18 protein-coding genes are annotated in these 23,214 nt (G+C 49.5%); 3 read left to right on the top strand and 15 right to left on the bottom strand.

Annotation, left to right across the window (positions count from 1 at the left end; all coding sequences use genetic code 11):
• Positions 1-18 precede the first annotated feature (18 nt).
• The 8 genes from L3D05_RS24820 to L3D05_RS24785 form a co-directional block, all read right to left on the bottom strand.
• Positions 19-1,752 carry a sensor histidine kinase gene (locus L3D05_RS24820; RefSeq protein WP_239619067.1) on the bottom strand — a complete coding sequence of 578 codons (1,734 nt, stop codon included), beginning with the start codon at positions 1,750-1,752 and terminating at the stop codon, positions 19-21.
• A gap of 24 nt (positions 1,753-1,776) precedes the next feature.
• Positions 1,777-3,342 (bottom strand): response regulator, encoded by a 1,566-nt coding sequence (locus tag L3D05_RS26840; protein WP_239619066.1) that lies wholly within the window; start codon positions 3,340-3,342, stop codon positions 1,777-1,779.
• Positions 3,343-3,568: 226 nt separating this feature from the next.
• Positions 3,569-4,450, bottom strand: coding sequence for a carbohydrate ABC transporter permease (locus L3D05_RS24810; RefSeq protein ID WP_439647982.1), 882 nt, complete (start codon positions 4,448-4,450; stop codon positions 3,569-3,571).
• 15 nt (positions 4,451-4,465) lie between these two features.
• Entirely contained in the window at positions 4,466-5,347 is an 882-nt protein-coding gene (locus tag L3D05_RS24805; protein ID WP_239619065.1) for a carbohydrate ABC transporter permease, read from the bottom strand.
• A gap of 85 nt (positions 5,348-5,432) precedes the next feature.
• Positions 5,433-6,773 carry an extracellular solute-binding protein gene (locus L3D05_RS24800; RefSeq protein WP_239619064.1) on the bottom strand — a complete coding sequence of 447 codons (1,341 nt, stop codon included), beginning with the start codon at positions 6,771-6,773 and terminating at the stop codon, positions 5,433-5,435.
• Positions 6,774-6,898: 125 nt separating this feature from the next.
• Positions 6,899-7,681, bottom strand: coding sequence for a response regulator transcription factor (locus L3D05_RS24795; RefSeq protein WP_239619063.1), 783 nt, complete (start codon positions 7,679-7,681; stop codon positions 6,899-6,901).
• Complete coding sequence (locus tag L3D05_RS24790) at positions 7,653-9,446, bottom strand: cache domain-containing sensor histidine kinase (RefSeq protein ID WP_239619082.1); 1,794 nt, start codon at positions 9,444-9,446, stop codon at positions 7,653-7,655. The genes L3D05_RS24795 and L3D05_RS24790 overlap by 29 nt, the downstream gene beginning before the upstream one ends.
• 187 nt (positions 9,447-9,633) lie before the next feature.
• Entirely contained in the window at positions 9,634-11,742 is a 2,109-nt protein-coding gene (locus L3D05_RS24785; RefSeq protein WP_239619062.1) for a glycoside hydrolase family 52 protein, read from the bottom strand.
• 159 nt (positions 11,743-11,901) lie between these two features.
• Between L3D05_RS24785 and L3D05_RS24780 the strand changes: the two genes are divergently transcribed.
• Positions 11,902-12,816: an AraC family transcriptional regulator gene (locus tag L3D05_RS24780; protein WP_239619061.1), complete on the top strand. Its 915-nt coding sequence runs from the start codon at positions 11,902-11,904 to the stop codon at positions 12,814-12,816.
• Between the two features lie 16 nt (positions 12,817-12,832).
• On the opposite strand, the gene L3D05_RS24775 is transcribed toward L3D05_RS24780, so the two are convergent.
• The 4 genes from L3D05_RS24775 to L3D05_RS24760 all read right to left on the bottom strand — a co-directional run bounded on the left by L3D05_RS24775 (position 12,833) and on the right by L3D05_RS24760 (position 17,118).
• A complete protein-coding gene (locus L3D05_RS24775; protein WP_239619060.1) occupies positions 12,833-13,918 on the bottom strand; it encodes a Gfo/Idh/MocA family protein in 1,086 nt (361 codons plus the stop codon).
• Positions 13,919-13,969: 51 nt separating this feature from the next.
• Positions 13,970-14,788 carry a carbohydrate ABC transporter permease gene (locus L3D05_RS24770; protein ID WP_239619059.1) on the bottom strand — a complete coding sequence of 273 codons (819 nt, stop codon included), beginning with the start codon at positions 14,786-14,788 and terminating at the stop codon, positions 13,970-13,972.
• Positions 14,785-15,660, bottom strand: coding sequence for a carbohydrate ABC transporter permease (locus L3D05_RS24765; protein ID WP_239619058.1), 876 nt, complete (start codon positions 15,658-15,660; stop codon positions 14,785-14,787). Before L3D05_RS24765 ends, L3D05_RS24770 begins: the two co-directional genes overlap by 4 nt.
• Positions 15,661-15,762: 102 nt before the next feature.
• Positions 15,763-17,118, bottom strand: a complete 1,356-nt coding sequence (locus L3D05_RS24760; protein ID WP_239619057.1) for an ABC transporter substrate-binding protein — start codon at positions 17,116-17,118, stop codon at positions 15,763-15,765.
• Positions 17,119-17,368: 250 nt separating this feature from the next.
• Here L3D05_RS24760 and L3D05_RS24755 point away from each other — a divergent pair, with 250 nt between their 5' ends.
• Together L3D05_RS24755 and L3D05_RS24750 are read left to right on the top strand one after the other, a co-directional pair.
• Positions 17,369-19,255 (top strand): cache domain-containing sensor histidine kinase, encoded by a 1,887-nt coding sequence (locus L3D05_RS24755; RefSeq protein ID WP_239619056.1) that lies wholly within the window; start codon positions 17,369-17,371, stop codon positions 19,253-19,255.
• Complete coding sequence (locus L3D05_RS24750; protein WP_239619055.1) at positions 19,252-20,019, top strand: response regulator transcription factor; 768 nt, start codon at positions 19,252-19,254, stop codon at positions 20,017-20,019. Before L3D05_RS24755 ends, L3D05_RS24750 begins: the two co-directional genes overlap by 4 nt.
• Positions 20,020-20,591: 572 nt before the next feature.
• On the opposite strand, the gene L3D05_RS24745 is transcribed toward L3D05_RS24750, so the two are convergent.
• The 3 genes from L3D05_RS24745 to L3D05_RS24735 form a co-directional block, all read right to left on the bottom strand.
• Positions 20,592-21,191: a hypothetical protein gene (locus tag L3D05_RS24745; protein ID WP_239619054.1), complete on the bottom strand. Its 600-nt coding sequence runs from the start codon at positions 21,189-21,191 to the stop codon at positions 20,592-20,594.
• Positions 21,192-21,351: 160 nt separating this feature from the next.
• Complete coding sequence (locus tag L3D05_RS24740) at positions 21,352-22,245, bottom strand: creatininase family protein (RefSeq protein ID WP_239619053.1); 894 nt, start codon at positions 22,243-22,245, stop codon at positions 21,352-21,354.
• Complete coding sequence (locus L3D05_RS24735) at positions 22,223-23,209, bottom strand: aldo/keto reductase (protein WP_239619052.1); 987 nt, start codon at positions 23,207-23,209, stop codon at positions 22,223-22,225. The genes L3D05_RS24740 and L3D05_RS24735 overlap by 23 nt, the downstream gene beginning before the upstream one ends.
• Positions 23,210-23,214: the final 5 nt, after the last annotated feature.

Raw genomic sequence — 23,214 nt, 5'->3', positions numbered from 1 at the left:
TGTCAATGCAATAGCCTATCATTCGACTGGAATTTGCAAACGAATGTACGTTCCTTTACCAGGTGCGCTATTGATCAAGAGCTGGAAACGGTCGCCGTAAATCAACTTCAGTCGGTAGATGACGTTCTGCATGCCGATTCGCTCCCCGATGACCTCCTCGCTTTCCAGATAGGAGTAAATCCGTTTCACCCGCTCCTCGTCCATCCCTATGCCGTTGTCCATTATCGCTAGTATCAATTTGTCCGCTTTCCGTTCGATGCGGATATCTATTTTTCCACCGTTCTTAATCGGCTCGATGCCATGTATACTCGCGTTTTCCACAAGTGGCTGAAGCGTCATCTTCGGGATTAACTCCTCTAGGCTCGCCTCGTCTGCTTCGATCCGATAATTCAGCTTATCCCCGAATCTGTATTTCTGAATTTGAAGAAAACTTTCAACCAGCTCCAGCTCATCCTTCACCGTTACTAAATCATTGCCCCAAGTTAAAGATTTGCGGAAGATTTTCGCCATGTGATGAATGATCTTGGCGGTTTCCTTCTCGGACTTCATTAAGCTCCTCATGCGGATCGTTTCAAGCGAATTGAAGAGAAAGTGCGGGTTGATCTGGCTTTGCAAGGCATGAAGCTGGGTCTGATTCCGTTGCAGTTCCAACTCCTTCTTCTGGATATCCGCCTTATACACATCGTGGATCAGACTACTGATTTGCGAAGTCATTCGATTGAATTCCGTCGTTAACTGACCGATCTCGTCCTTCGTCTCCTCGTTGTCGATCGTTTCGAAGCTGTGATTTTTCACGCGTTTCATCTGTTTCAGAATCCGAATGAGACGAACGTTCAGCGAACGCGTGAACCAAATAATGATCAAGGTCGGAACGAGGACATTCGGGAGCGCCATATAAATAACGAATTCTCTGGATTTTCGCACCTCCTCAAGCACTTTCCATTCTTGGAATTCACCGCTGATGCGCCAGCCTTGGAGGTATTCCACGGAAGGAAAGTTTTCTTCCAGCACGATAGCGCCATCCTCCGTTGCATGATGAGCCGTGTCGCCCTGCTCCTCATTCTCATCCGGCGAGGATTCATATTGCACCACATCGTCCGCGAGTAAGATTACATTTCCTTCGAACATCAAATTGCTGAACACTTGCTTGATCAGCTCGGGATGGAGATCGATTTTGATCACTTTTTCATAGTGGGCTTGTCCGACCGCGGTGTTCATTTTACGAACGATGCTGATCGTCGGTTGAATGGTCGAGTTAGAATCGCGTACGATGATCGGATTAGAGGTTCTGGAGCTCTTCAGTCTCTTATACCAGTCTTCTTTCTCTATATCCGAGATCGCAAGAACGGATCCCCCGTAAATAATCGTATTGTTGTCCGTGAAGAGACTGATGTTCTGGATCGCTCTATACACCGGCGCGTATTTCTCCAGCATATCCGTGATATAAGAGTGATAATTAAAAACATAGTCCGATGAGATATCATATTGCTGGTCCAAATAACCGTTTAATATCGAGTCATTGTATAGAACGGTTGAAATTCCGACGACTACGTCGATTTGATACAGAAACTCATTGCGCATCTGCTCGATAGCCAGCGACAAATCTTGCATCTTCTGCTTCTTAACGTTGTTCGTCGTAATATTATAAAAAATGACGTTCGTGAGAATCACCGGAACAAGGACGGATAAAAAGTAAATGATCAGCATTTTATTTCTAAGTCTTATATTGTGGAGCGCGCCGCTCAACTTCATAGTCCTTGTTCCTCCTGCAGCCGTCTAAGCTTTTGCGATCATGGCATTCTTATATTCGGTCGGCGTTTTTCCTTCTACCTTCTCGAATTGGCTGACGAAATAATCCGCGTTGCCGAATCCGACGTTCGCGGCGATCTCGTAAACCCTCTTATTGGTTTGCCTGAGCTGCTTCTTGGCCTCGTCTATTCGGATATGAAGCAAAAACTCATTGAAATACACTCCGTATGTTTTCTTGAAGAGCTGGCCCAAATAAACCGGATTCATATAAAATCGCTTGGATATGCTTTTCAGGCTCATATTCTCGTTATAATGATTTTCGATGTAAAGCTTGATTTTTCCGATATCTCCCTTTCCTTTGGAGCATCGCAGTTCCGAGATATAGCCAGAGCATTCGGATAAGAAATCGATAAACAGCCGTTTCACGCCTTGCAACGTTCTTGGTTCATGTTGCCATTGCATAATCGGCTTCAGGTTCACGATCGTATTCTCGCTACCTTGCATGGTCTGAATAATGCGGGTAATTCCATGCACGCATCTGGATATCGAGGATGTTATCGATTCCGGAGTGAATCTGTGTTCTTTGAATGCCTCGAACATTTGGTCTACGTGTAAGGCCATAGTTTCCTTATCATTCAATTCCAAGCTTTCCATCAATCCGGAAAATAGCGATGTATCGATATCCCTTAACTGTAATACGACGTCCTTGGTTTCTTCGTACAGCGTTATGCGCCGGGCCTCCAAAGCGTATTTATAGGCCATCGCTTCTAATGCGGTCAAATACGAATTCCTGACGAGCGTAAGCTCAGGGGACGTCGCCCCCACATAAATACGTACCTCTCCCTCGATCTTCTTGCTAATCGCCCGGAGAAGCTCTTCGGCGAGATTTATCGCACTTTCCGTTCCCGTCTCTAACGCCAGAAAACCGATTTCCGATGAGCTGCGCGCATATAAGAACGGCTCCTTTCCAGGCGAGCGTCTGGCCAGAACCGATCCCGCTGCCTCTTTGGCCATCTCCAATCGTTCCAATCGATCGGCCTCGGTTAGCATCGTCGGAGCATCGTTCAATTCCAGCGTAAAATAGCGCATCGGCTTATCTTTCGACAGTCCTAGCATCCGCGCAGCCTCCGATATGCCCGTATCGTCCAACTGTCCCGACAGCAGCCGCTCGAACAGCGAAGAATGAATGAGACGATCGCCAGCTTCCGCCCAAGTTGGCTTGCTTGACTCCGCGATTCTTTGTAAGGTATCCGTCAGTTCGATCTCGTCGATCGGCTTAAGCAAATAATCCTGAACTCCGAACCTAACCGCTTGTTGAGCATATTTAAAATCTCCATAACCGCTAATGATAATGAACTTCGTTGATTTGTCTCCGCGTTCCCTTATGGTCTGGATGAGCTCAAGTCCATCTATAACGGGCATTCGGATATCCGTGATGACCAAATCCGGCACAAGCCGCTCGATGAGTTCAAGCGCTTCTTCGCCGTCTTCCGCTTCACCGACAATTTCATAACCATATTTCTCCCAAGGAATAAGACCTAATAGACCTTTGCGCGCGAAATATTCATCGTCGACTAATATCGTTTTTTTCACTAGATGTCCCACTCCCGGCCTCTAAAATGTAATCGCTTCCATAATTAAGAGACAGAAGATTCATGATTAGAACAATTGAATTAGACTAACATTCTAATCGATGAATCAAACCTTTGTATACCATATAAATTAAAGATTTTTCTTTGAAAACTTTACATCGAACGATTCAAACTACACTACGGGGTAAATCCCGGCATTGCTGCCGGGATTCCACAATCGTATTCCATCATCCTTTTACGGATCCTGCCGCAATGCCCTCGACGATCCGATTGCTTAGTAGGAAGAACGCTAGCAATATAGGTAAAATGCTGATCATGAGCGTTGCCCCGATAGCGCCCCAATTGGTCGTATACTGTCCGACGAAATTTTGCACGCCGACGGTGAGCGTCTTCAGGTTATCGGAGCTGATGAACGTATTAACGAAAATAAACTCGTTCCAGTTGTAGATCATATTGATAATCGCCGCAGTCACGATCACGGATGCGGTCATCGGAAGCACGATTTGGAAAAATACCCTATTCACGCTGCACCCGTCCATTACGGCCGCTTCTTCGACTTCCCTTGGCAGCGCATAATAGAAGCCTAACAAAATCATAATCGTAATCGGCAAGTTAAAAGCCGTATAAGAGAGGACGAGGCTCGCTTGGTTGTCCGTCAGATGAAGCTTCTGGAACAGGTTAAATAATGGAATCAACGTGGAATGGACGGGAATCATCATTCCGACCATGAACAGTCCGAGCACGAACGGCCGCAGCTTCCATTTCATACGCGTTATCGCGAAAGTAACGAAGCTAGCTAGCAGGATCGTGAGCGCGACGGACACGACTGTTATCCATACGCTGTTTATGAAGTATTTGCTAATATTGCCCTGAGACCAGACGCTTTCGTAGTTCTCCCAACGAAGCTTCGTCGGCAATGAGAACGGAGGAAGATTAAACACTTCTTGGTTGTTCTTGAGCGAGAAGAACAAAAGCCAGACGAGCGGAAGAATCTGTACTACGGACGCTATGATCAGCACCGCGTACAAAATTCCGTTGACGATTCCGCCCCCGATCGAGCGGGATGTAGAGTTCGTGCGGCTGCTTACGGCCATTTTGGCGGTTGTCATTCGGATTTCCTCCTCTTACGAATATTGGATCGAGTCTTTCGTTTCGGTTAGCTTGCGAATTCCCCATGTAGCCACCAAGCAAATGAGAAGCAGGAAGAATCCGATCGCGCTGCCATATCCGAATTCGAATCCGCGGAACGCCTTGTGATACATATACGAGGCCATAACCTCGCTCGCTCCGTTCGGTCCTCCATCGGTCATGACATAGATCAAATCGAAATATTTCAGCGACCCTACAACTGCAAGCACGATCGTCACCTTAATAACCTCGGAGATAAGTGGAATCTTAATCCGCAAGGCAATCTGTATCGGTGAAGCGCCATCTATGCGAGCCGCCTCGATAAGAGATGCGGGAATGTTCTTGAATGCCGCGTAATAGATTAAGATGTAAAACCCTGCGTATTGCCACAAGATCGGAACGAATAATGCACCTAGCACGATTGAGGGATCCGCCAGCCATTCAGGCGTTTCCTTTACTCCGAGGGAAGTCAGGAAATCATTAAGAATCCCCGTTGTCGGATGATAGATTTTCAACCATAGCTGCGCGATGGCGACGGATGACAGAAGCATGGGAAGCAAATAAATTTTACGAAATAGATTAGCTCCGCGAATGTTGCCCGACAGAACCAACGCAACCGCCATATAGACGCTCAGGAATACCGTTGAAAGAACCGCGAACAAGAAGGAATGATACACGCTGCTCCAAAACTTCTCGTCGTGCAGAAGGGTAGAGTAATTTTCTAAACCGATAAATGTCATCGGACTGATTCCGTCCCATTGCATAAGCCCGTAGTATCCCGTTAATACGATCGGCAAATAAATGATAGCAATGATCAAGAGCAAAGAGGGAAGCACGTAGAGAGCTATAATTCCTTTGTTTGACATGACTTTTTCCATATGGGTTAGCCTCCTTATGCTATGCAAAGAGGAAGGACATAGCCGGAACGCTCCGGTACGTCCTTCCCCCTTTCATTACCCGTCTTTATTTTCCGGCTTTCAATACATCCTCTTGTTTCTTCGCGAATTCCTCAGGCGTAACCGCTTTGCCGAATAGCGCTTGTACGAGGTTATGATGCTCCTCGGAGGCGACTGGTTTCATTTGAACGTCCGCATAAAGCGTAACTTTCTTAGCTGTATTCAGCTCGTTCAGCAAGTCGATGAACATTTGCGGAAGTTTGACCGTAGTCGTGTCGACTTTCGTTGCAGGGATGATGCCCGCATCGGTTACGGAGTGCTCTCCCCACTTCTGAACGAAGAAGCTTACGAATTTCTTAGCTTCGTCTTTGTATTTGGACTTCTCGGATACGAAGAGTCCTACGCCTACTCCGCCTACCCAATCGGATACATCGCCTTTGCCGCCTGATACCGTCGGGAATTTGAAGTAGCCGATCTTGTCTTTGAATTCTTGCGGTACGTCCGGATTCGTCGTATAGTTCGGCACTTCCCATGTTCCCATTGCGTACATAGCCGCTTTGCCGTTCATGAATTCGGATTTGGCCTCGTCGTTAGACAAGCCGTTAAAGCCTTTGACAAATGCCTTCATATCCACAAGTTCCTGTGCTTGCTTAGCTGCTTCGATCAAGGATGGATCAGAGAATGTGTTGCTCGCGATCGATTTATCGAGCAGATCCGGTCCTCCGAAGCGGTCGACAAGGTACATGTACCAGAACGAAGCCGTCCAAGCATCTTTAGCGCCAAGCGTGATCGGCGTAACGCCTTTATCATTCAAGGTTTTGATAATGTTCTTGAGATCATCCAGAGTTTGCGGAGGTTGCAAATTGTTCTGGGCGAAAATTTCTTTATTGTAATACACCGGAACAATGTTCAATTCTACCGGGAGACCATACGTTTTACCGTCGAACGCATAACCGTCCGTCGTCCCCGCGACGAATTTATCTTTCAGATCGCCTTGGAGAAGATCATCCAGCGATGTGAACATGTTCCCTTTCACGTAAGGCTCCATGAATCCGGCTGCCCACGTAAAACCTACGTCCGGAAGATCGTTCGAAGCCGAGAGAACTTTCAGTTTGCTCTTATATTGTTCGTTCTCCAGCACTTCCGTTTTAATCGTGACGTTCGGATTAGCGTTCTGATATTCTTCGATGATTTGCTTGATGACTTTGTTCTGCGCGGAGTTGCTTCCGTCCGGCCACAAGTGCATCAGCTTAAGCGTAATTTTCTCATCCGACGACTTGCTTGCGCCGCTATCGCTGCTGCTCGGCGAGCTGTTCTTTTTGCCGTTGTTGGAACCGCTTCCACAAGCGGTAACGACCAATACCAATGCGAGAATCAAAGTACATGCGGCTAACATTTTTCTTTTCATGTTTCTTTCCCCCTTGGCGGTATGAGAAGGTTGTATGCGCTTTCCTTCTGGATCCAGTGTATCACCGGGCAACCATCGGGAATAAGGGTACAACGATTAGATATTAGTCCACTATTTTTAGGTAGCTATTCCTGTTCCGATATTTCCGAACGATACTGGCCAGGACTACACCCTTCGTATTCTTTAAATAGCTTGTGAAAATATTTCGTCGTCTGGTAGCCTACCCTTTCGGCGATTTCCGCTATCGGAAGCTTCGTGCGAAGCAGCATTTCCTTGGCATTCTGAAGTTTTCTCCGCGTGACGTATTCGCTGAAGTTCATATGCATTTGTTCCTTGAACAAGACGCTGAAGTAACTCGGATTTAATTGGATATGGTCGGCGACCTCCCGCAGTCCGAATACTTGTCCCATATGCTCGTCCACGTACAAGAGCGCATCTCCGATAGGCTTGCTAAGAGCGGAATAGTCCTCCTCCATGAGCCTTGAATCTACGATTTTGCTCATCACGCTGACGCGGTTGCGTTCCTCGCCGGCTTCGAGTGCCTGTTCGACCGCGGCGATAAGCTTATCTTTGCTTATGGGCTTCAGCAAATAGTTAACGACGCCTAGCTGGATCGCCTGCTGCGCGTAATCGAATTCGGCGTAACCGGAGATCAAGATAACAACGGGTTTATGCGGAAGTTGCTTGTCCGCGATTTGGCTCACCAAGCTGAGGCCATTGATCCCAGGCATACGAATATCGGTAATGATGAGATCGAATTCCTGATTGTCCAATAGCTCAAGCGCGGCAAGCCCATTGTCAGCCATCACGATCTGATAGCGCCCGCTCTCTTTGGTTTCGAGAATTCTCTTCAGTCCCTGCCTCGTTCTCGGCTCATCGTCAACGATCATAATCGTTTGCGTTCTCATAACTGCCTTCCGCTCCTCTTGGAATCGTTAGAATGACCCTCGTTCCTTCTCCGCTTCGGCTGTGAATGGCTATGCGACCCGGCGTTCTCGCATCGTCAGCGTAATAGAGCTTGATTCTACGATAAACGTTGCCGATTCCCATGCCGGATTTTTTCGTCGAAGGAACCTGGCCGTACTCCAAGCTTTCGGTAACCGACCGTAGCGTCGCTTCGTCCATTCCCGCTCCATTATCTTCGACGGTGATTGCAAGCTCGTCTTCATTCTCGGTTCGCGATACCGATACGATGACCGTCCCCCGGCCGATATTATTTTCCACGCCATGCAGGATGGCATTTTCCACGAACGGCTGAATCAGAAGCTTAGGCAGCCTAACCGAATCGAATTCGGGCAAAGTGACAATGTCCCACGTCAGTCGTTCTCCGAAACGCATTTTCATGATCAGCAAATATCTTTCGATATGCTCCAACTCATCTCCCAAAGACACCCATTCGTCCTTATTCGGCCCCACGATCGTGTAACGAAACAGATCGGACATCGCAACGACGAACTCCGCAAGCTCATCCTCCGCTTTTTCCTGAAGCGACCAGTACAACGCCTCCAAAGTATTAAACAAGAAGTGCGGATTGATCTGCGCCTGCAGCGCCTTCAGTTCCGTTCGGCTTTGCAACAACTCTTTCTCGTATACGAGCCGGATCAACTCGTTGATGTTGTTTACCATCTGGTTATAAGTGTGGTTGAGCTCATTGATCTCTATCGTCGACGTAACGATATCCGTAGGCTTCAACACGCCTAACCGGGTACCCCTCATCGTCTTGATCAGCTTAAATACCGGTCTCGTGATGATAGTCGAGAGCAACAAGGAGAGTAATATGAACAGCAATGTTCCGATACCTGCCGAAACGAAGATCGCCGTCCGCAACACGGTAATCCCCTTCGTAATCGCGCTGATCGGGGTGAGAATGAACAAAGTCCATCCGGTTACATCGGACTTCTGGCTTACCAGGATATACGATTGTTTACCGATATTTACCGTCTGACTCTCGGATCCTACCCAAGCGGCGGCATCGGCTTTGGAAATCGATGGATCATTCGACGCAATAATTTGTCCGTCATTGCCAAGGAGCAACATCGTCTCGCGTTCGCCTTCGCCGGACAGCGGCTCCTGGAAAGTGAACACGTCGGGTTTAATCCGTACCAACAAATAACCTCCCGACGAGAAGTTGTTATCTATCAGGCTGATTCTGCGAATGGCCAGAACGGAATCCTTATCCGCCGGATCGATACCAAACCAGATAATGCCGCCCTTCTCTGCCGTTGTCTGGGCGATTCTCTCCTCGCTGATCTTGTCTTCGAGCTGGGCTTCATCGAGAGGAAAGATTCGCTTGCGGTCATAGTTATAGAGTTCCACGGATTTAACGCCGTCCGAGTAGATTTGAATCACATTTACGATAGGCGGAAGCGCCTGCCGCTCGGTAAAGGTCGCCGGCTGTCCGTTTAGTTCTTTAAGCAGTAGGCTTTGAACGTATGAATTGGTCGAGACCAACGTCGTAAGCGAATCGATCTGTTCGAGAATTCCCTCCAACCTTCCGTTCGCTTGAACCGCCGTTTGCTGAATATGCACTTCCGCCTTGTTCTTGAGCAAGGTGGATACGGAATCGAACGTAACGATCCCGACAACCGCGAGAATGATGATCATGACGAGAAGAAATCCGAACAGCATCTGGTTACGGAGCGTATTGAATTTGATAATCTGGCGCAGCCACACCTCGATCAACCTTTCCTCCGGCTAGCGGAAATGGATTGTTTCGCTATTGTTGCACCATTATTCCCAAGCTGTAAAGAGTCGAATGCGGCAAAGCGAGGAAAGGCGCCTATAAGTTACTGAACGTAACAGAAACGGGACGGTGAGGGTTCGCACCCACTCCTTCCCGTTTCTATCCCTTAACTACGTATTACTCTTCCAGCCACAACACGTTGGTTACGCCCCTTGGATAATACTTGCTGCCGATAATTTCCCCGGACAGAATCTGGTCGCTCCAGCTCCAGTAGGATAACTCGGGATGCGTCAGCCATCCGACGTGAGCCGCGTCTGCCGCGCGCCCGGAATCTCCGAAGGAAACACCCATAATTTTTCTAGCGATAAACTGGGACAAATAGATTTTACTAAGCCACGAATTGTTACTCGTAGAGCTCAGCTTCCAACCTCCGTCTTCGAATAAACAAACTCCAGGTACGAGTACCGTATCCAGATGGGTTCTTAAAGCTTGCAGATAACTCGCGAAACGGCCTTCCGGTTCGAGAGCCTCCCGACATCCCGTCGTATACGGGAAAATAAGGCCTTCGATCGCGGGAATGATCCGGGAATCGTTCCCTTCGCCGATAACCGCGGGAATATAACCGCCATCCGTCAACTCGCCGGTCATCGTAACGGCGCAGCGCTCCGCTTGCAGCCCGGCTTCCTTGGCAAGCTCCGTTAAGCCGCGGCCTAGGAACAGCTTCTCCAAAGCTACGTACGCAGCCCAGCATTTGCCCGCCATATAAATATTGTTCCTGGATTGCCCTAAGGAGACATCTAGGCTATCATACGTCGTAATCTCGGCCCCGCCCATCGTGCGGGAGCTGTCCAAGCTCATTAAGCCGTTGCGCTTAAACGGATCTGGATTATCCCTGTTCAGCATGCTTTGGAAGCAATTCTCCAAGAGCTTCCATCGTTTGCCTAGCCATTGCTCATCGCGGGTTTGCTCGACGTAAACAGCAGCGCATAGAATCCAGTTCACTAGCTGCTCATGCGTCATGTGTGAGAAACAATCGTCGATGCCGAACATCTCGTAAGAAGAATAGGAAGGTCTGGAGAACACGTTTCCGACGCCCATGTCATGCGTAAAGCTGATCCCTCCGGGATGAAGCTTCTCATCGCCCGGGAATCTAACCTCATCGCTGTAACTGTACCTGTCCACGAATTGGTCGAGCACGTTCTTAACCGTCCACGGATTCATTTTCATCTCGAAGAAAAGTTGGTCGACCGTCAGATCGAACGTGTTCATCATCCGATATTCGCCTTCATTGACGACCCAGATCGGATTTCCTTCCTTGTCTGCGAGTAGCTGCGAATTCCCGTAGTAACTACGGAAAGCGTGACGCATCATGAACTTCTGATCCTCGCTGAGCGAGGCGTCGGCGATCGTATCGTCCGAACTCACGCAAGCTTCCGTCAGCTTATCGAAGTGTGATAGGGCATACTCCGCGACGGCCTCTATATTCGGGAATAAGCGAGTATAATAGTAACTCGTCTCCAACCCGGAAGTCGCAACCCCGCCTCGATAGAAACAGATGGCGAAACGTGTCGTCTTAATCTCTCCCGGTTGTACGTCAATGACGACGGTACCGGTCATTCCTAGACCGAACGTCCAGTTTTCCTTCAACTTGGCTCCAAGTATTCTTTCCATGCCGAACCCGAGCGCAGAATTCGCCGCCGGATCGTCCGTTGCGATAGCGGTTAGCAAGCCTTGTCCGAAACCTGCCAGCTTGCCGTCGGTAGTATCATCCAGTCTGCGCATATTCGAGTAAGGATCGTTGCCTTGATAACCGAAAAATGCTTTCCGGCTTCTCGTCCCGGATCGATTATCGATCGTCAACTCGGCGAATACCGCAGGAAGCAAGGCATCCCTAAGCTCCTCATCGGAAGCGGTAGATGGATCGGGCACGGAACGAACTGGCGAATATACTCGGAAAGTCAAATCCCCCGCTTGCCAAGTGTCCGTCCCCAGTCGGAACTCCCGCTGAATCTCTTCCTGCGGGAAGGCAACGATTCGTGTATCGCCTGATTTATTTTCGGTTTCTTTCTCGACGTCGTATCTCTTACTTTCATCGACAGCGTTCGCGAAAAACGGAAGCGCGTGATAGAGTTGGTTTCCATTGTCCGCTTCTACGCCGACGTAAATATTTTGGTCCGCCGGCTTACCAAGTTCGAGGCCTAGTCCTCCCTTAGCTCCTCTAAATCCGAGAGTAAAGCTAGCGAAAGCACCGATTGGCGAGTGATGAGCGTTATAAAACTTGTTCATTCAATATTTCGCTCCTTTGCGTTAATATGGCTTTCTCCCAAATTAACACCTAGACTCTAGCAGAACCATGCTCATTTCACGCTAACTTTTTACCCAAATCGAGCCGATCCCATGTATAATAATAAAACGATTACAAATCCATGGAGGGAGTTGTCGGAGATGGACAGCAGCTTACGTACAGGACAGAAAAACAGCGTAATGGAGCAGTTTATTCCCGATCTCCGATCGACCCACTATATTTCCTTCCTGCATGTCAGGGAAGTCAATGCGGATTGGGTTTACCCTTCCCACGAGCACAAACAGTACGAGATCAATTATGTGTTGAAGGGCTGCCAAATTATTTATATTAATGGCAAAGCTTATCACCAACAGGCTGGGGATTTCGCGTTGATCCGTCCGGGAGATATCCATTCCAGCAGCGTTGGTTCCCCCGAGGGCTTTACCTACCTTTGTTTGCATTTCGAGCTGGACGACCGACCGCTTCTGCATTTACTCCGAACGACCGAGCTCTCGCTAATTCCTGGCACGTCGCCGGACGGTGAAAGCCTCAAGCCCCTACTCGAGCGGCTAGCCGATTGGGTCGTATCCGAACAACGCTTCGACCTGACCGCGCGGGCGCTCGTACAGTCGTTATTTTTCCAGATCATCGCGCAACTCTGCGTTACGCTGAACGCCTCGAAGGACAAACAAGACGACAACAAGCTGCCTCACTGGGAGACAGCCCATCGAATCGAATCTTATATTCAGGCGGCGGCCAAACAGCCGATCTATCACGGGCACCCCGACCAAGGTCGGCTGCTTATCAGCCAGATCGCCCGAAGGTTAGGCATCAGCGAATCGCACTGCAATCGCCTATTCAAGAAAGTATACGGCATCCCGCCGCGGCAATACTTATCGCGCATGATCCAAGAAGAAGCTATGCGTCTGCTGCGGGATACAACGTTAAATATCGATCATATATCCAATCTGCTAGGTTATACGGATATCGCCCACTTTAGCCGCCAATTCAAACGGTGGACTGGCGAATCTCCCCGCAGCTATCGGGATAGGCAAACGAACCACGCGTCGCTCTAACTCAGCCTTCTCGGAATTACTTGAATTGAGCCCAATATTCGTCCAGGACGTCTTTAATCTTCACGCTTTGACCATTCGAGCGGAGCGTGCGTTCCATCGCTTCCATTAAAGCAAGCGTCGTAACGGCTTCTTCGATATTCGGCGTAGGCGTAATCCCTTGATCGAGACATTCCGCGAAATATTCGATGTAATTCTGATATTCTCCCGCGTGGTGGCTAATGCCTTCGAACCGGAAGTAATAATCATGCATATCATCCATTGAATGCACCGCAGGCTCCTCGTCTTCAAAGTGCGTATGGTAACGCAGGTTCGGATATTCTCCCCTCGTCGTCCCTTTCGTCCCCCGGATCGTGCAGCCTATTGCCGTCTCTGCCGCAAGGTCCAAGATCGGGAGCGTGTAACTCCCGGACACCGTAGCGATTCTGCCGCTCGAATCCCGAAGCAGGAACCTTACCGTATCCCACGTCTCAAGTCCGAATGCCGCGTTATTGGCGCTGCTGCGCCCGAAACCCATCACTTCCGTGATGTCCGGAAGGTACCAGCGAACCATATCCACGGCGTGAATGACGAAATTGTACATCCAACTGAAGCCCTTCTGCCTGCTCCAAGCTTTCCCCAAGAACCATCTGGCGTCGGTAATGTAATAAGCCTCCACGGTCTCGACGTCTCCGTTACGTCCCGCCTCGAAGTCTTTGCGCTGCATCTTCATCGGCTCGAAGAAACGCGAGCTTTGGCCGATGAATACATGCTTGCCCGTCCGCTGTTGTACGTCCATCAGCTCCTTCGCCCCTTCGAGGGAAGGAAGCAGCGGCTTCGTGCAGATCACGTGCTTGCCCGCTTCCAGTGCTTGGCACACATGTCTGAAATGGAGCTGGTCCGGCGTATAAATCGCGATAACGTCGATGTCCGGATCTTCCAGCATTTCATTATAATCCGTCGTCCAATCGTGGAAATCGAATTCTTTCGCCCGGTGCTCGCACAACTCGCGGTTAAGATCGCACACTTTGGCCAGCGTCCAACGACTGCTGCTCAGCGCCGCGGACATGATGCTGCGCCCCTCCCCTAAACCGACTACGCCCATTCGATATGTTGATGCTGCCATTGCCTTTCATCCTCTCTGTGTCTTCCCTAGCAAGTATGGTGCAGTAATCTCTTAACCTTTAACGGAACCTGAAGTCATGCCCGAGATAATGTATTTCTGTCCGAGCAAGTAAATCACGATAACCGGAAGCGTAGTCAACACGATATCGGCGGACACAAGGTTCCAACTGACTTGGAATTGCCCGAAGAAGTTATAGACCGCCAGCGTCATCGGCCATTTGCCCGAATCGTTCAAATAGTATAGCGGGAGAACGAATTCGTTCCACGCGTTCATGAAGTTCAGTACGCCGACGGTGGCGACTACTGGCGCGAGTAGCGGAAGCACGATCCTGTAAAATAACTTGAACGGTGAACAGCCGTCGACGATCCCTGCTTCATCCAGCTCCCGTGGGACCGATCCGATGTATCCGTGCATAAGAAACACAGTGAAAGGAAGCGAAATGACCGTCAACAGAACGATAATCCCGAACTGGGTGTTAATGATATGCGTATATTGCATAACTTTCGTTAACGTAACGAAGTTGATCGGCATCGCGATTCCCAGAACGAGAAAGAAGTAAAAGAATTTGTTCAGCTTCGTCGGATTCCGCGAGAAAATATAAGCCGCGACCGAGGCTAAGGCGATCCCCAGAATGGTTGACGTTGCGGAATAGAGCAAGCTGTTCAAGAACGAAGTCACTAATTTCCCTTGTTCGATAACGACGGAATAATTGCCCCATTCCCAATGAGTCGGCAGACTCAGCTTCATGGGAGCGGCTTCCGTCTGCGTCTTGAACGAGTTCACGACGATAAGAAGCAACGGCGTTAGCATCGTGAGGCTAAGCACCCATGCCAATCCGTTGATCAGCACGCTACGAACGTTCTTGTTCATGACTGTTCCTCCCCTTTGGTCATCAAGCGGATGACAAAGTATCCCGCAACGGTCATGAACAGGAACAACAAGGTAGAAAGCGCAGTTCCCACGCCATAACGTCCCATCGAGAATTCCTTGAATATGGCCGTGTAAAGCACGTCAGTCGCGTAACCCGGACCTCCGTTCGTGAGCACGTAGACCGCTTCGAATACTTTTAAGCCGTAGAGCAAGTTAAGTACGGTCGTCACGACAAGCGCCGGCATGAGCAATGGTAAAGTCACGAATCTGAACTTGTGCCAAATATTCGCGCCATCGATAGAAGCCGCCTCGTAGTAGGATTTAGATATCGATTGCAGGCCGGCGAGCAGGATGATCATAATGTATCCGACGCCTTTCCACGTATCGACCGCAATGATCGACTTAAATGCCCAATTCACGTCGACCAGCCATTTTTGAGCGAGAAAATCCAATCCGATAAAACGTAAAGTTTCATTCAGGAGGCCTGTCGCCGGATTGAGCACCGACTTGAATACGAGACCGACGACGAGCATCGGGATAATCGCGGGCATGAACACCATAACCCGATGAAAGCCTTTCATCTTAATTCCTTCATTTAATGCTATCGCCAGCAGAAGGCCGAGCGCCGTCTTAAGCACGACGGTCGATACCGTAAAATTCAAAGTGTTGTAGACATAGCTCATATAATGTTCGCCGGAGGAGAACAAGGTTTTGAAGTTGTCCAGCCCAATAAAGTTAATCTCGCTCGAGTAACTGTTCCAGTCCGTTAGCGAGTAATAGAAGCCCATAATTCCAGGGATGACCAGAAACACGGTATAAACGATGAGTGTTAAGAGCGTAAAGTAGAACGGATATGTTTTGTTCCTCAACATGATGCTATCAACTCCGCATGCTCATGGAATTCGTTAATACATGACCCTAATCCCGAATGCGTATTACCAGGATTAGGGTCAGTCGTTTCCATTCGCTATATTTTACTTATTCCAGCCTTCGTCCTTAGCGATCTTAGCCATGTCGCTTCTGCGTTTGTCGATGCTCTTGAGGACATCCACAGGTTTCGCGGCGCCGCCGAACATTCCTACGATGTCTTTGCCCATATCCATCCATTGCGGGTTCACGTAGTTTACGTAATCTTGAATGTCTGTTCCTTTGACCGGGTAAGTCTCATGAAGCTTCTTCTGTTCATCGGTATATTTGTCCTTAAGCCCGGTGAAATTTAAGTTAGAGAAAGTTGCAGTGTTGTCCATCAAGTATTGCAGATTCTCCGGTTCCGCCAAGAAGCTCAAATATTGCTTCGCTTCTTCGATATGCTTACCGCCGGAGTATACGAATTTACTCGGACCGCCTGGATTGACGTAATAGAATTGGTTATCCGCCAACGGGATGACGAAAAATCCGAATTCCGTTGCTTTCAGCTCGGGATTGATTTTCTCGATTTGCTGAGGTAGGTCTTGGGTCATCACCGACATCGCGTATTTTCCGGTTGCCATCTGGTTAGCCGTATCGGCGAAAGTATCGGAAAGCGTGTTGTCGCCGAACAACCCTAAATCGTACAATTCTTTAAGCTGCGTAAGGGAAGCGGCCATAGGAGCGCTAGTCTCGAAGTTCACTTTGTTCGCATTCAAATCGTTGTAGAGGTTCGGTTGCAGCTTGTCATACTGCGGTCCTGGCTCGGCAAACCACAATACGTGATGCCAGCCGTCCGCTACCGGCTCATAGATCGGCGTGATTCCGGCTTTCTGGATTTTAAGAGCCGCCTCTTTGAACTCCGCGTACGTAGTCGGAACGTTAATGCCTTGTTCCGCGAAAATCTTCTTATTGTACACGAGCACGTAGCTGTTTGAAGTATCCCAGATCGTCTGTGCGTACACTTTGCCGTTCAAGGACAATTGATCGATGGATAATGGATCTTCCCGTTTTACCCATTCCTGGTCGCTCAGGTCGACCGCGTTTTTCTCGGCGTTATAATTGAGACTGATTTCGCTTTTTCCGCTTTGGCCGCCGAACAGATCAGGGCCTTCACCTGAATTGAGCTTCGTTTTCAGTACGTTGAAGTATTGGTCGGACGGAATGATCTGATAATCGATATGGATACCCGTCTGTTCCTCGAACTTCTTGGCCAGCTCCATTTCCGCGTCCTTGATCCAATCTTGGCTGGCAATATAAGTCAATGTAATATCTTTCTTCGCGGCTCCGGAGCTAGCAGCCGTTTCCGAAGCATTCGGCTGAGACGCGGATGGCGAGGATTCCGTTTCTTTCTTGCTTCCGCATGCCGTCACCATAATGGCGATCAGCATAATGGCGGTACACATGGCGATAAACCTTTTCACATGATCACTCCCCTTGTCGTATACAACGATAAATTGCGATGAATCCGTTTACATATCTGATCTGTAGCAGCCCGCTTTTGTTTTGGACTGTCTTCATTATAGGTTCGGGGAGAGGGAGAAACCATGGAGAAAACGGTTACATTTTATGTACTTATTTAACCCTCCCAACATTTCGTTTTTGACAAAAAGAAAAAGCGACCTCACAATATGAATATGAAAACGGTATCACTATGGCTTGGCGGAGGGCAATATGTGGAGAAAAATGCGGAACATCCAGACGATTCTTTTTGCGACTTATACGCTGATCATCATTATCGTCTTCACGATTCTCGTCGTCTGGGTTTATGTATGGGTATCGGAGCTCATCAAGAACAACGCTACGGACTCCCTAGTAAATGTAGGCCAATCCATGCAAAACCAGATCGATTCCGAAATCCGTAAGATGAACGACGTCTCTCTTAACGTCATGTATTCCAATCTGGTCAAAAGCCAGTTCCTCGCATATTTATCCGAAATAGACAAAGTGCCGCACTCTACCCTATCGTCGGGTACGGAGCAACCGGCCACGATTCCGGGGGCGTCAGCTAATTCCATTCAAAGCGCCAAAGAGCTTGCCGAAATTTTAACCGCAGCAATCGGTCCCTCGAGAGCCGCCGAGCAGCTGTATTTATACGATTTCAAAGGAAAGGCTTACGGAAACGGCTTCGATAACGGGGAACGCTCCTATAATCCTAATTCCACGCCTTGGTTCCAAGCGGTTATGGCTACCCAGGGTAAATATATTACTTTACCGGTGGAAGACGCGGAAATGTCCAAATTCATCTCTACGCGGGAGAAGCAGTACTCCATGTCTCTGTTTCGCCAATTCTATGACAATTACAACGTTCCGATCGGGATCGTCGAGGTCAAGCAATATTACAACCGCATCTTCAAAAGCGTCCTGAGCTTCGTCAAACAAAGCGCATACGGGGAAAGCGTACTCGTTTACGACGACGTAGGGCAGATCATCTACCCGCTCAAAGCCGACCGCAGCCTGTACGAACCCTACATTCATCAATTAGTCGAGCGGCAAGCATCGAACGATAGCACGTACGAATCTTTCCAAAATCCGGTCACCGGGGATAGGGAGCTCCTGTCGCTTCATCGATCCGATCAAACGGGCTGGAGCACCGTCGTTATCGTGTCCGAGAAGAAGCTGCTCGCTCCGTTGGCCGATTTTACGCGTAAAACATTGCTAGTTGCTCTAGGTATCTTACTTTTTGCTATTCTACTCTCTTTTATCGCGGCCAAGAAAATCACGTTTCCAATCTATAGAATCCTCCGAACCGTGCGAAATATCCGCCTTGACGATCTCGGTTCTGGACGCATCGCCCAGCAGGAGCTGAATAGCGGACTCAACGAGCTGGACCAACTGCACGAAGCTTTCGTGAACATGAGTTCGAGATTGCGGCAGTCGATGGACGAGCTGCTCTTGTCTCAATCCCAAGAAGTACAATCGAAGCTAATCGCGCTCCAGTCGCAGATGAATCCGCATTTCCTGTACAATACGCTGACGACGATCAGCGTCATGGCCGAAGAGAACATGAACGAACAGATCGTCTCGATGTCGGAAAATATGTCGGATATTTTGCGCTATATCTCATCGGAAACGTCCTCTGTCGAGCTTGGGACGGAAATTTTGTATACGCGCAAGTATCTCGAAGTGAACGCGATTCGTCATGGCCAGAAGCTTAAATTTTCATTCGACATCGACGATGCCCTCAATCGGATTATCATTCCGAAGCTCGTCGTACAACCGCTCGTCGAGAACTCTCTCAAATTCGCCACTCAACAGGAGCCTCCGTGGAACATACGCATAGTTGGCGTTGTGGACGGCAACGAATGGCGGATTACGGTATCCGACAACGGACCGGGCTTCAGCGAAGAGAGTATGAAAACGCTTAGGGACCAAGTCGACGAGACCTATCTGACTAACGTTACTCCCGTTTTGCAGTTGGGCGGCATGGGGTTGCTTAATATTTTCATCCGCATGAGACTCACTTATGGTTCGGATTCCGTGTTTCTCTTCGGGAATTCCTCGTCAGGAGGAGCTGAGGTTACCATCGGGGGCCACTTGGAGAAGGGGGAACAAACATGACGAACGCAGACAACTCCATTCGAATCGTCGTTGCCGAGGACGAGGACTTGATTCGCAACAACCTGATCAAAAAAATCGAAGGCATAGACGACGCATTAAAGGTCGTATATGCCGCCGAGGATGGCAAAAGCGCCTTGAACTATATTCGGAACAACGCCGCCGACCTTATCGTGACGGATATTCGCATGCCCGTCATGGACGGGCTTGAATTGATCAAATCGCTGCAATCCCATTACCCGCATATTCGCAAAATCATCACGACCGGCTACGCGGATTTCGAATACGCCAGGCAAGCGGTTCGCTACGAGGCTAGCGAATATCTGCTAAAGCCTATCAAATCCAGCGAGCTTCAGAAGGCGATCTCGCGGATTCAGACTTCGATCGAAACCGAAAAGTCTAGATATAATAAGAACGTTGCGGAAGGTTTGCGCGTACAAGGGGCGGTGTCTTCCGAGGATATCGTCGGGCAGGTGCAGCATTACTTGAGGGAGAATTTTACTAGGGATATCAGCCTGGAGGAAATTTCGAGGCAATTCAACTTCACGCCTTCTTACTTGAGCAAAATCTTCATCAAGCATACAGGAGAAGCGCCCTCCAAATATTTGATCTCTCTGCGCATAAACGAAGCCAAATACTTGCTTGCCAATCATCCGAGCCTCTCGGTCAAAGAAGTCGCCGAACGCGTCGGCTACCCGGATCAGTTTTACTTTAGCCGCTTGTTCAAGCAGGTAGCCGGATGTACGCCTAAAGAGTATCAGAAGTAGAAAGGGTAACACGCTAAAAAGTGGTGGGCAGCAGGTCGCTGCTTCACCACTTTTTTTGTTTAGTGCCGCGTGGCGGCTCTAATTCGTCCAACTTCACACTTGCTGCTCCATAAGTGCCGCGTGGCGGCTCTAATTCGACCAAATTCACACTTACTGCCACCATAAGTGCCGCGTGGCGGCTCTAATTCGTCCAACTTCACACTTCCAGCCCCATTAGTGCCGCGTGGCGGCTCTAATTCGTCCAACTTCACACTTACTGCTCCATTAGTACCGCGTGGCGGCTCTAATTCGTCCAACTTCACACTTGCTGCTCCATTAGTGCCGCGTGGCGGCTCTAATTCGTCCAACTTCACACTTCCTGCCACCATAATTGCCGCGTGGCGGCTCTAATTCAACCAACTTCACACTTGCTGCTCCATTAGTGCCGCGTTGCGGCTCTAATTCGTCCAACTTCACACGTCCTGCCTCCATTAGTGCCGCGTGGCGGCTCTAATTCGTCCATCTTCACACTTACTGCTCCATTAGTACCGCGTGGCGGCTCTAATTCATCCAACTTCTCACTTGCTGCTCCATTAGTGCCGCGTGGCGGCTCTAATTCGTCCAACTTCACACTTCCTGCCTCCATTAGTGCCGCGTGGCGGCTCTAATTCATCCAACTTCACACTTGCTGCTCCATTAGTGCCGCGTGGCGGCTCTAATTCGTCCAAAATCACACTTGCTGCTCCATTCGTGCCGCGTGGCGGCTCTAATTCATCCAAAGTCACACTTCCAGCCCCATTAGTGCCGCTAGGCGGCTCTAATTCGTCCAAAATCACACTTGCTGCTCCATTCGTGCCGCGTGGCGGCTCTAATTCATCCAAAGTCACACTTCCAGCCCCATTAGTGCCGCTAGGCGGCTCTAATTCGTCCAAAATCACACTTGCTGCTCCATTCGTGCCGCGTGGCGGCTCTAATTCATCCGACTTCACACTTGCTGCTCCATTAGTGCCGCGTGGCGGCTCTAATTCATCCAAATTCACACTTCCAGCCCCATTAGTGCCGCTTGGCGGCTCTAATTCGTCCAAATTCACACTTGCTGCTCCATTAGTGCCGCGTGGCGGCTCTAATTCATCCAAATTCACACTACCAGCCCCATAAGTGCCGCTTGGCGGCTCTAATTCGTCCAAATTCACACTAGCTGCTCCATTAGTGCCGCGTGGCGGCTCTAATTCGTCAAACTTCACACTAACTGCCTCCATTAGTGCCGCGTGGCGGCTCTAATTCATCCAACTTCACACTTGCTGCTCCATTAGTGCCGCGTGGCGGCTCTAATGGTAAACGTTACTGCTTCTTTCACCGATAACGCTCATACGGTTTCCACTGGGACTGCGGCGATACCGAACTCTGTGACGGCCACGGGTTTGCCGTAACCCATTGATCCGCTTGTTGCGAGACCTCTCTCCATATCTCCTCGATGTCGGCGTAGGAGAGCCTCGGAATAGGAACCGTGACCGCCTTCACCGCCGTCTGCGATTCCGACTTCATTCGCGCAGCTGCCTCAACCATGCTCTCCAGACAAGCTTCCATGATCATCTTGCCCAACTCCGGATTAGCCTCGCCCGCGTCGGAGCCCAACGCTAATCGACCGCCCGTACCCGCCAGATCTCCCAATCCCGCTCTGTCCATTTCCACGAGTTCCGGCCTAATGTACATTAACTGCGAGATTTCGTATTTGCCGGCATGATCCCCTTCATAGAGCCCTTCCACCAATTCCGGGTCGCTCCGCACCCATACCTCGACCTCGTAGCGCTTCATGAACGCCTCCGCCGCAAGCCTCAGATCCTTCTGGTTTCCTCCGCTATGTCCGGACAGGACCACGATTTTCCGAAATCCCGCATTCACGAACGTTCTCAGCTGATAGAGAAACAAATGGATAAAAATAGCCGGAGGAATGCCCGTCATCAGGGGATTCTCATCCCCTACTTCATCCTCTAGCCAACGAGCGTGATAACCCGTTTCGTGGATATGATAGCCCATGGAGGGCGCGACTACGCCGCCGACCTTCTCGGCCGTTCGCAGGCACAACCATTCCGCTTTGAGCGTATCCAGGCCGAACGCGCTGACTTGTCCGTGAGGCTCGCACAGTCCGAGCGGCAAATAGACGATCGGACATTCGTCCAATCGTCTATTAAACTCGTACGGCAATAGCTCGGACCACAGCGTTTTACTGCCAGTACTTGGTTTCATAGAAATTTCTCACCCATCTGTGATGTTGTCTGATTTCTTCGAACACTTCCTCCGGCAACGGCTCGCGATCGACTGCCGCAATGTTCTCGTCCGCATATTGCGGAACGTGCATAGAACTGATTGCCGCGGTAACCCCGGGGTGATGCAACACGAATTTAATAGCCAATTCCGCAAGGCTGTTCGCGTATTTCGGCACGAACGCTTCTTTCAGCCGGTTAACGCGTTCAATGTAAAGGTGGCGCGGCATATAATCGAAATACGATTTGCGGAAATCGCCTTCTCCGAACACGGTATCTTCTTTCAAGAATCCCGTCAGTCCGCCTTCATCCAATATGCATCTCGCGATAACCGCGACGTTGTTTTCTTGGCAAATAGGGATCAGACAATCCAGCGGCAACGGGTCGAAAATGTGAAATACCGTCTGCACGGAATCGATCTTTCCGCTTTGAACGAGGGACAGAACGATGTCATGCCGTTGATCGGGTACGGAAACGCCGATGCCGCGGATTTTGCCCTCTTGTTTTAACTGCAGCAATTCATCCATCCAATAATCTACGTTATCCCATTGCGGCCAATATTGGTGCAACTGCATAAGATCGATCGTGTCGACGCCAAGCAATCGAAGCGAGGTTTCCGTGCTTTCTCTAAGCCATCCTTTCGGAAAAGCCGTCTCGACGGGAATCGGTTTACCCCAGCCAAGATTGCCCGGGCCTTTGGATTGAATCTTGGAGGCGATGAACGGACGTTCTCCCTTCCATTCGCGCAGCGCTAAGCCGAGAATACGCTCCGACTCTCCATAGTTTCTTGCGGTATCGATAAAGTTGACGCCCTTCTCCAAGCTGTGCAAGACCGAACGAACCAGTTCCTTCTCGTCATATTGGCCGAATACTCCGCCCAAGCCCATTGCCCCGAATCCTAATCGGGACACCTGGTTCCCTAATTTACCGAATGCGTTATATTTCATGGATG

This window comes from Cohnella mopanensis (genome assembly GCF_022352055.1).
Taxonomy (GTDB): Bacteria; Bacillota; Bacilli; order Paenibacillales; family Paenibacillaceae; genus Cohnella; species Cohnella mopanensis.
The sequence above is the reverse complement of the archived record's forward strand: the minus strand, read 5'-3'. Positions and strand labels throughout refer to the sequence as shown.

Coding starts and splice junctions, on each gene's coding strand:
- L3D05_RS24820 (WP_239619067.1), bottom strand. CDS start 1,752: ATGAAGTTGAGCGGCGCGCTCCACAATATAAGACTTAGAAATAAAATG.
- L3D05_RS24810 (WP_439647982.1), bottom strand. CDS start 4,450: ATGACAACCGCCAAAATGGCCGTAAGCAGCCGCACGAACTCTACATCC.
- L3D05_RS24805 (WP_239619065.1), bottom strand. CDS start 5,347: ATGGAAAAAGTCATGTCAAACAAAGGAATTATAGCTCTCTACGTGCTT.
- L3D05_RS24800 (WP_239619064.1), bottom strand. CDS start 6,773: ATGAAAAGAAAAATGTTAGCCGCATGTACTTTGATTCTCGCATTGGTA.
- L3D05_RS24795 (WP_239619063.1), bottom strand. CDS start 7,681: ATGAGAACGCAAACGATTATGATCGTTGACGATGAGCCGAGAACGAGG.
- L3D05_RS24785 (WP_239619062.1), bottom strand. CDS start 11,742: ATGAACAAGTTTTATAACGCTCATCACTCGCCAATCGGTGCTTTCGCT.
- L3D05_RS24780 (WP_239619061.1), top strand. CDS start 11,902: ATGGACAGCAGCTTACGTACAGGACAGAAAAACAGCGTAATGGAGCAG.
- L3D05_RS24775 (WP_239619060.1), bottom strand. CDS start 13,918: ATGGCAGCATCAACATATCGAATGGGCGTAGTCGGTTTAGGGGAGGGG.
- L3D05_RS24770 (WP_239619059.1), bottom strand. CDS start 14,788: ATGAACAAGAACGTTCGTAGCGTGCTGATCAACGGATTGGCATGGGTG.
- L3D05_RS24765 (WP_239619058.1), bottom strand. CDS start 15,660: ATGTTGAGGAACAAAACATATCCGTTCTACTTTACGCTCTTAACACTC.
- L3D05_RS24755 (WP_239619056.1), top strand. CDS start 17,369: ATGTGGAGAAAAATGCGGAACATCCAGACGATTCTTTTTGCGACTTAT.
- L3D05_RS24750 (WP_239619055.1), top strand. CDS start 19,252: ATGACGAACGCAGACAACTCCATTCGAATCGTCGTTGCCGAGGACGAG.
- L3D05_RS24740 (WP_239619053.1), bottom strand. CDS start 22,245: ATGAAACCAAGTACTGGCAGTAAAACGCTGTGGTCCGAGCTATTGCCG.
- L3D05_RS24735 (WP_239619052.1), bottom strand. CDS start 23,209: ATGAAATATAACGCATTCGGTAAATTAGGGAACCAGGTGTCCCGATTA.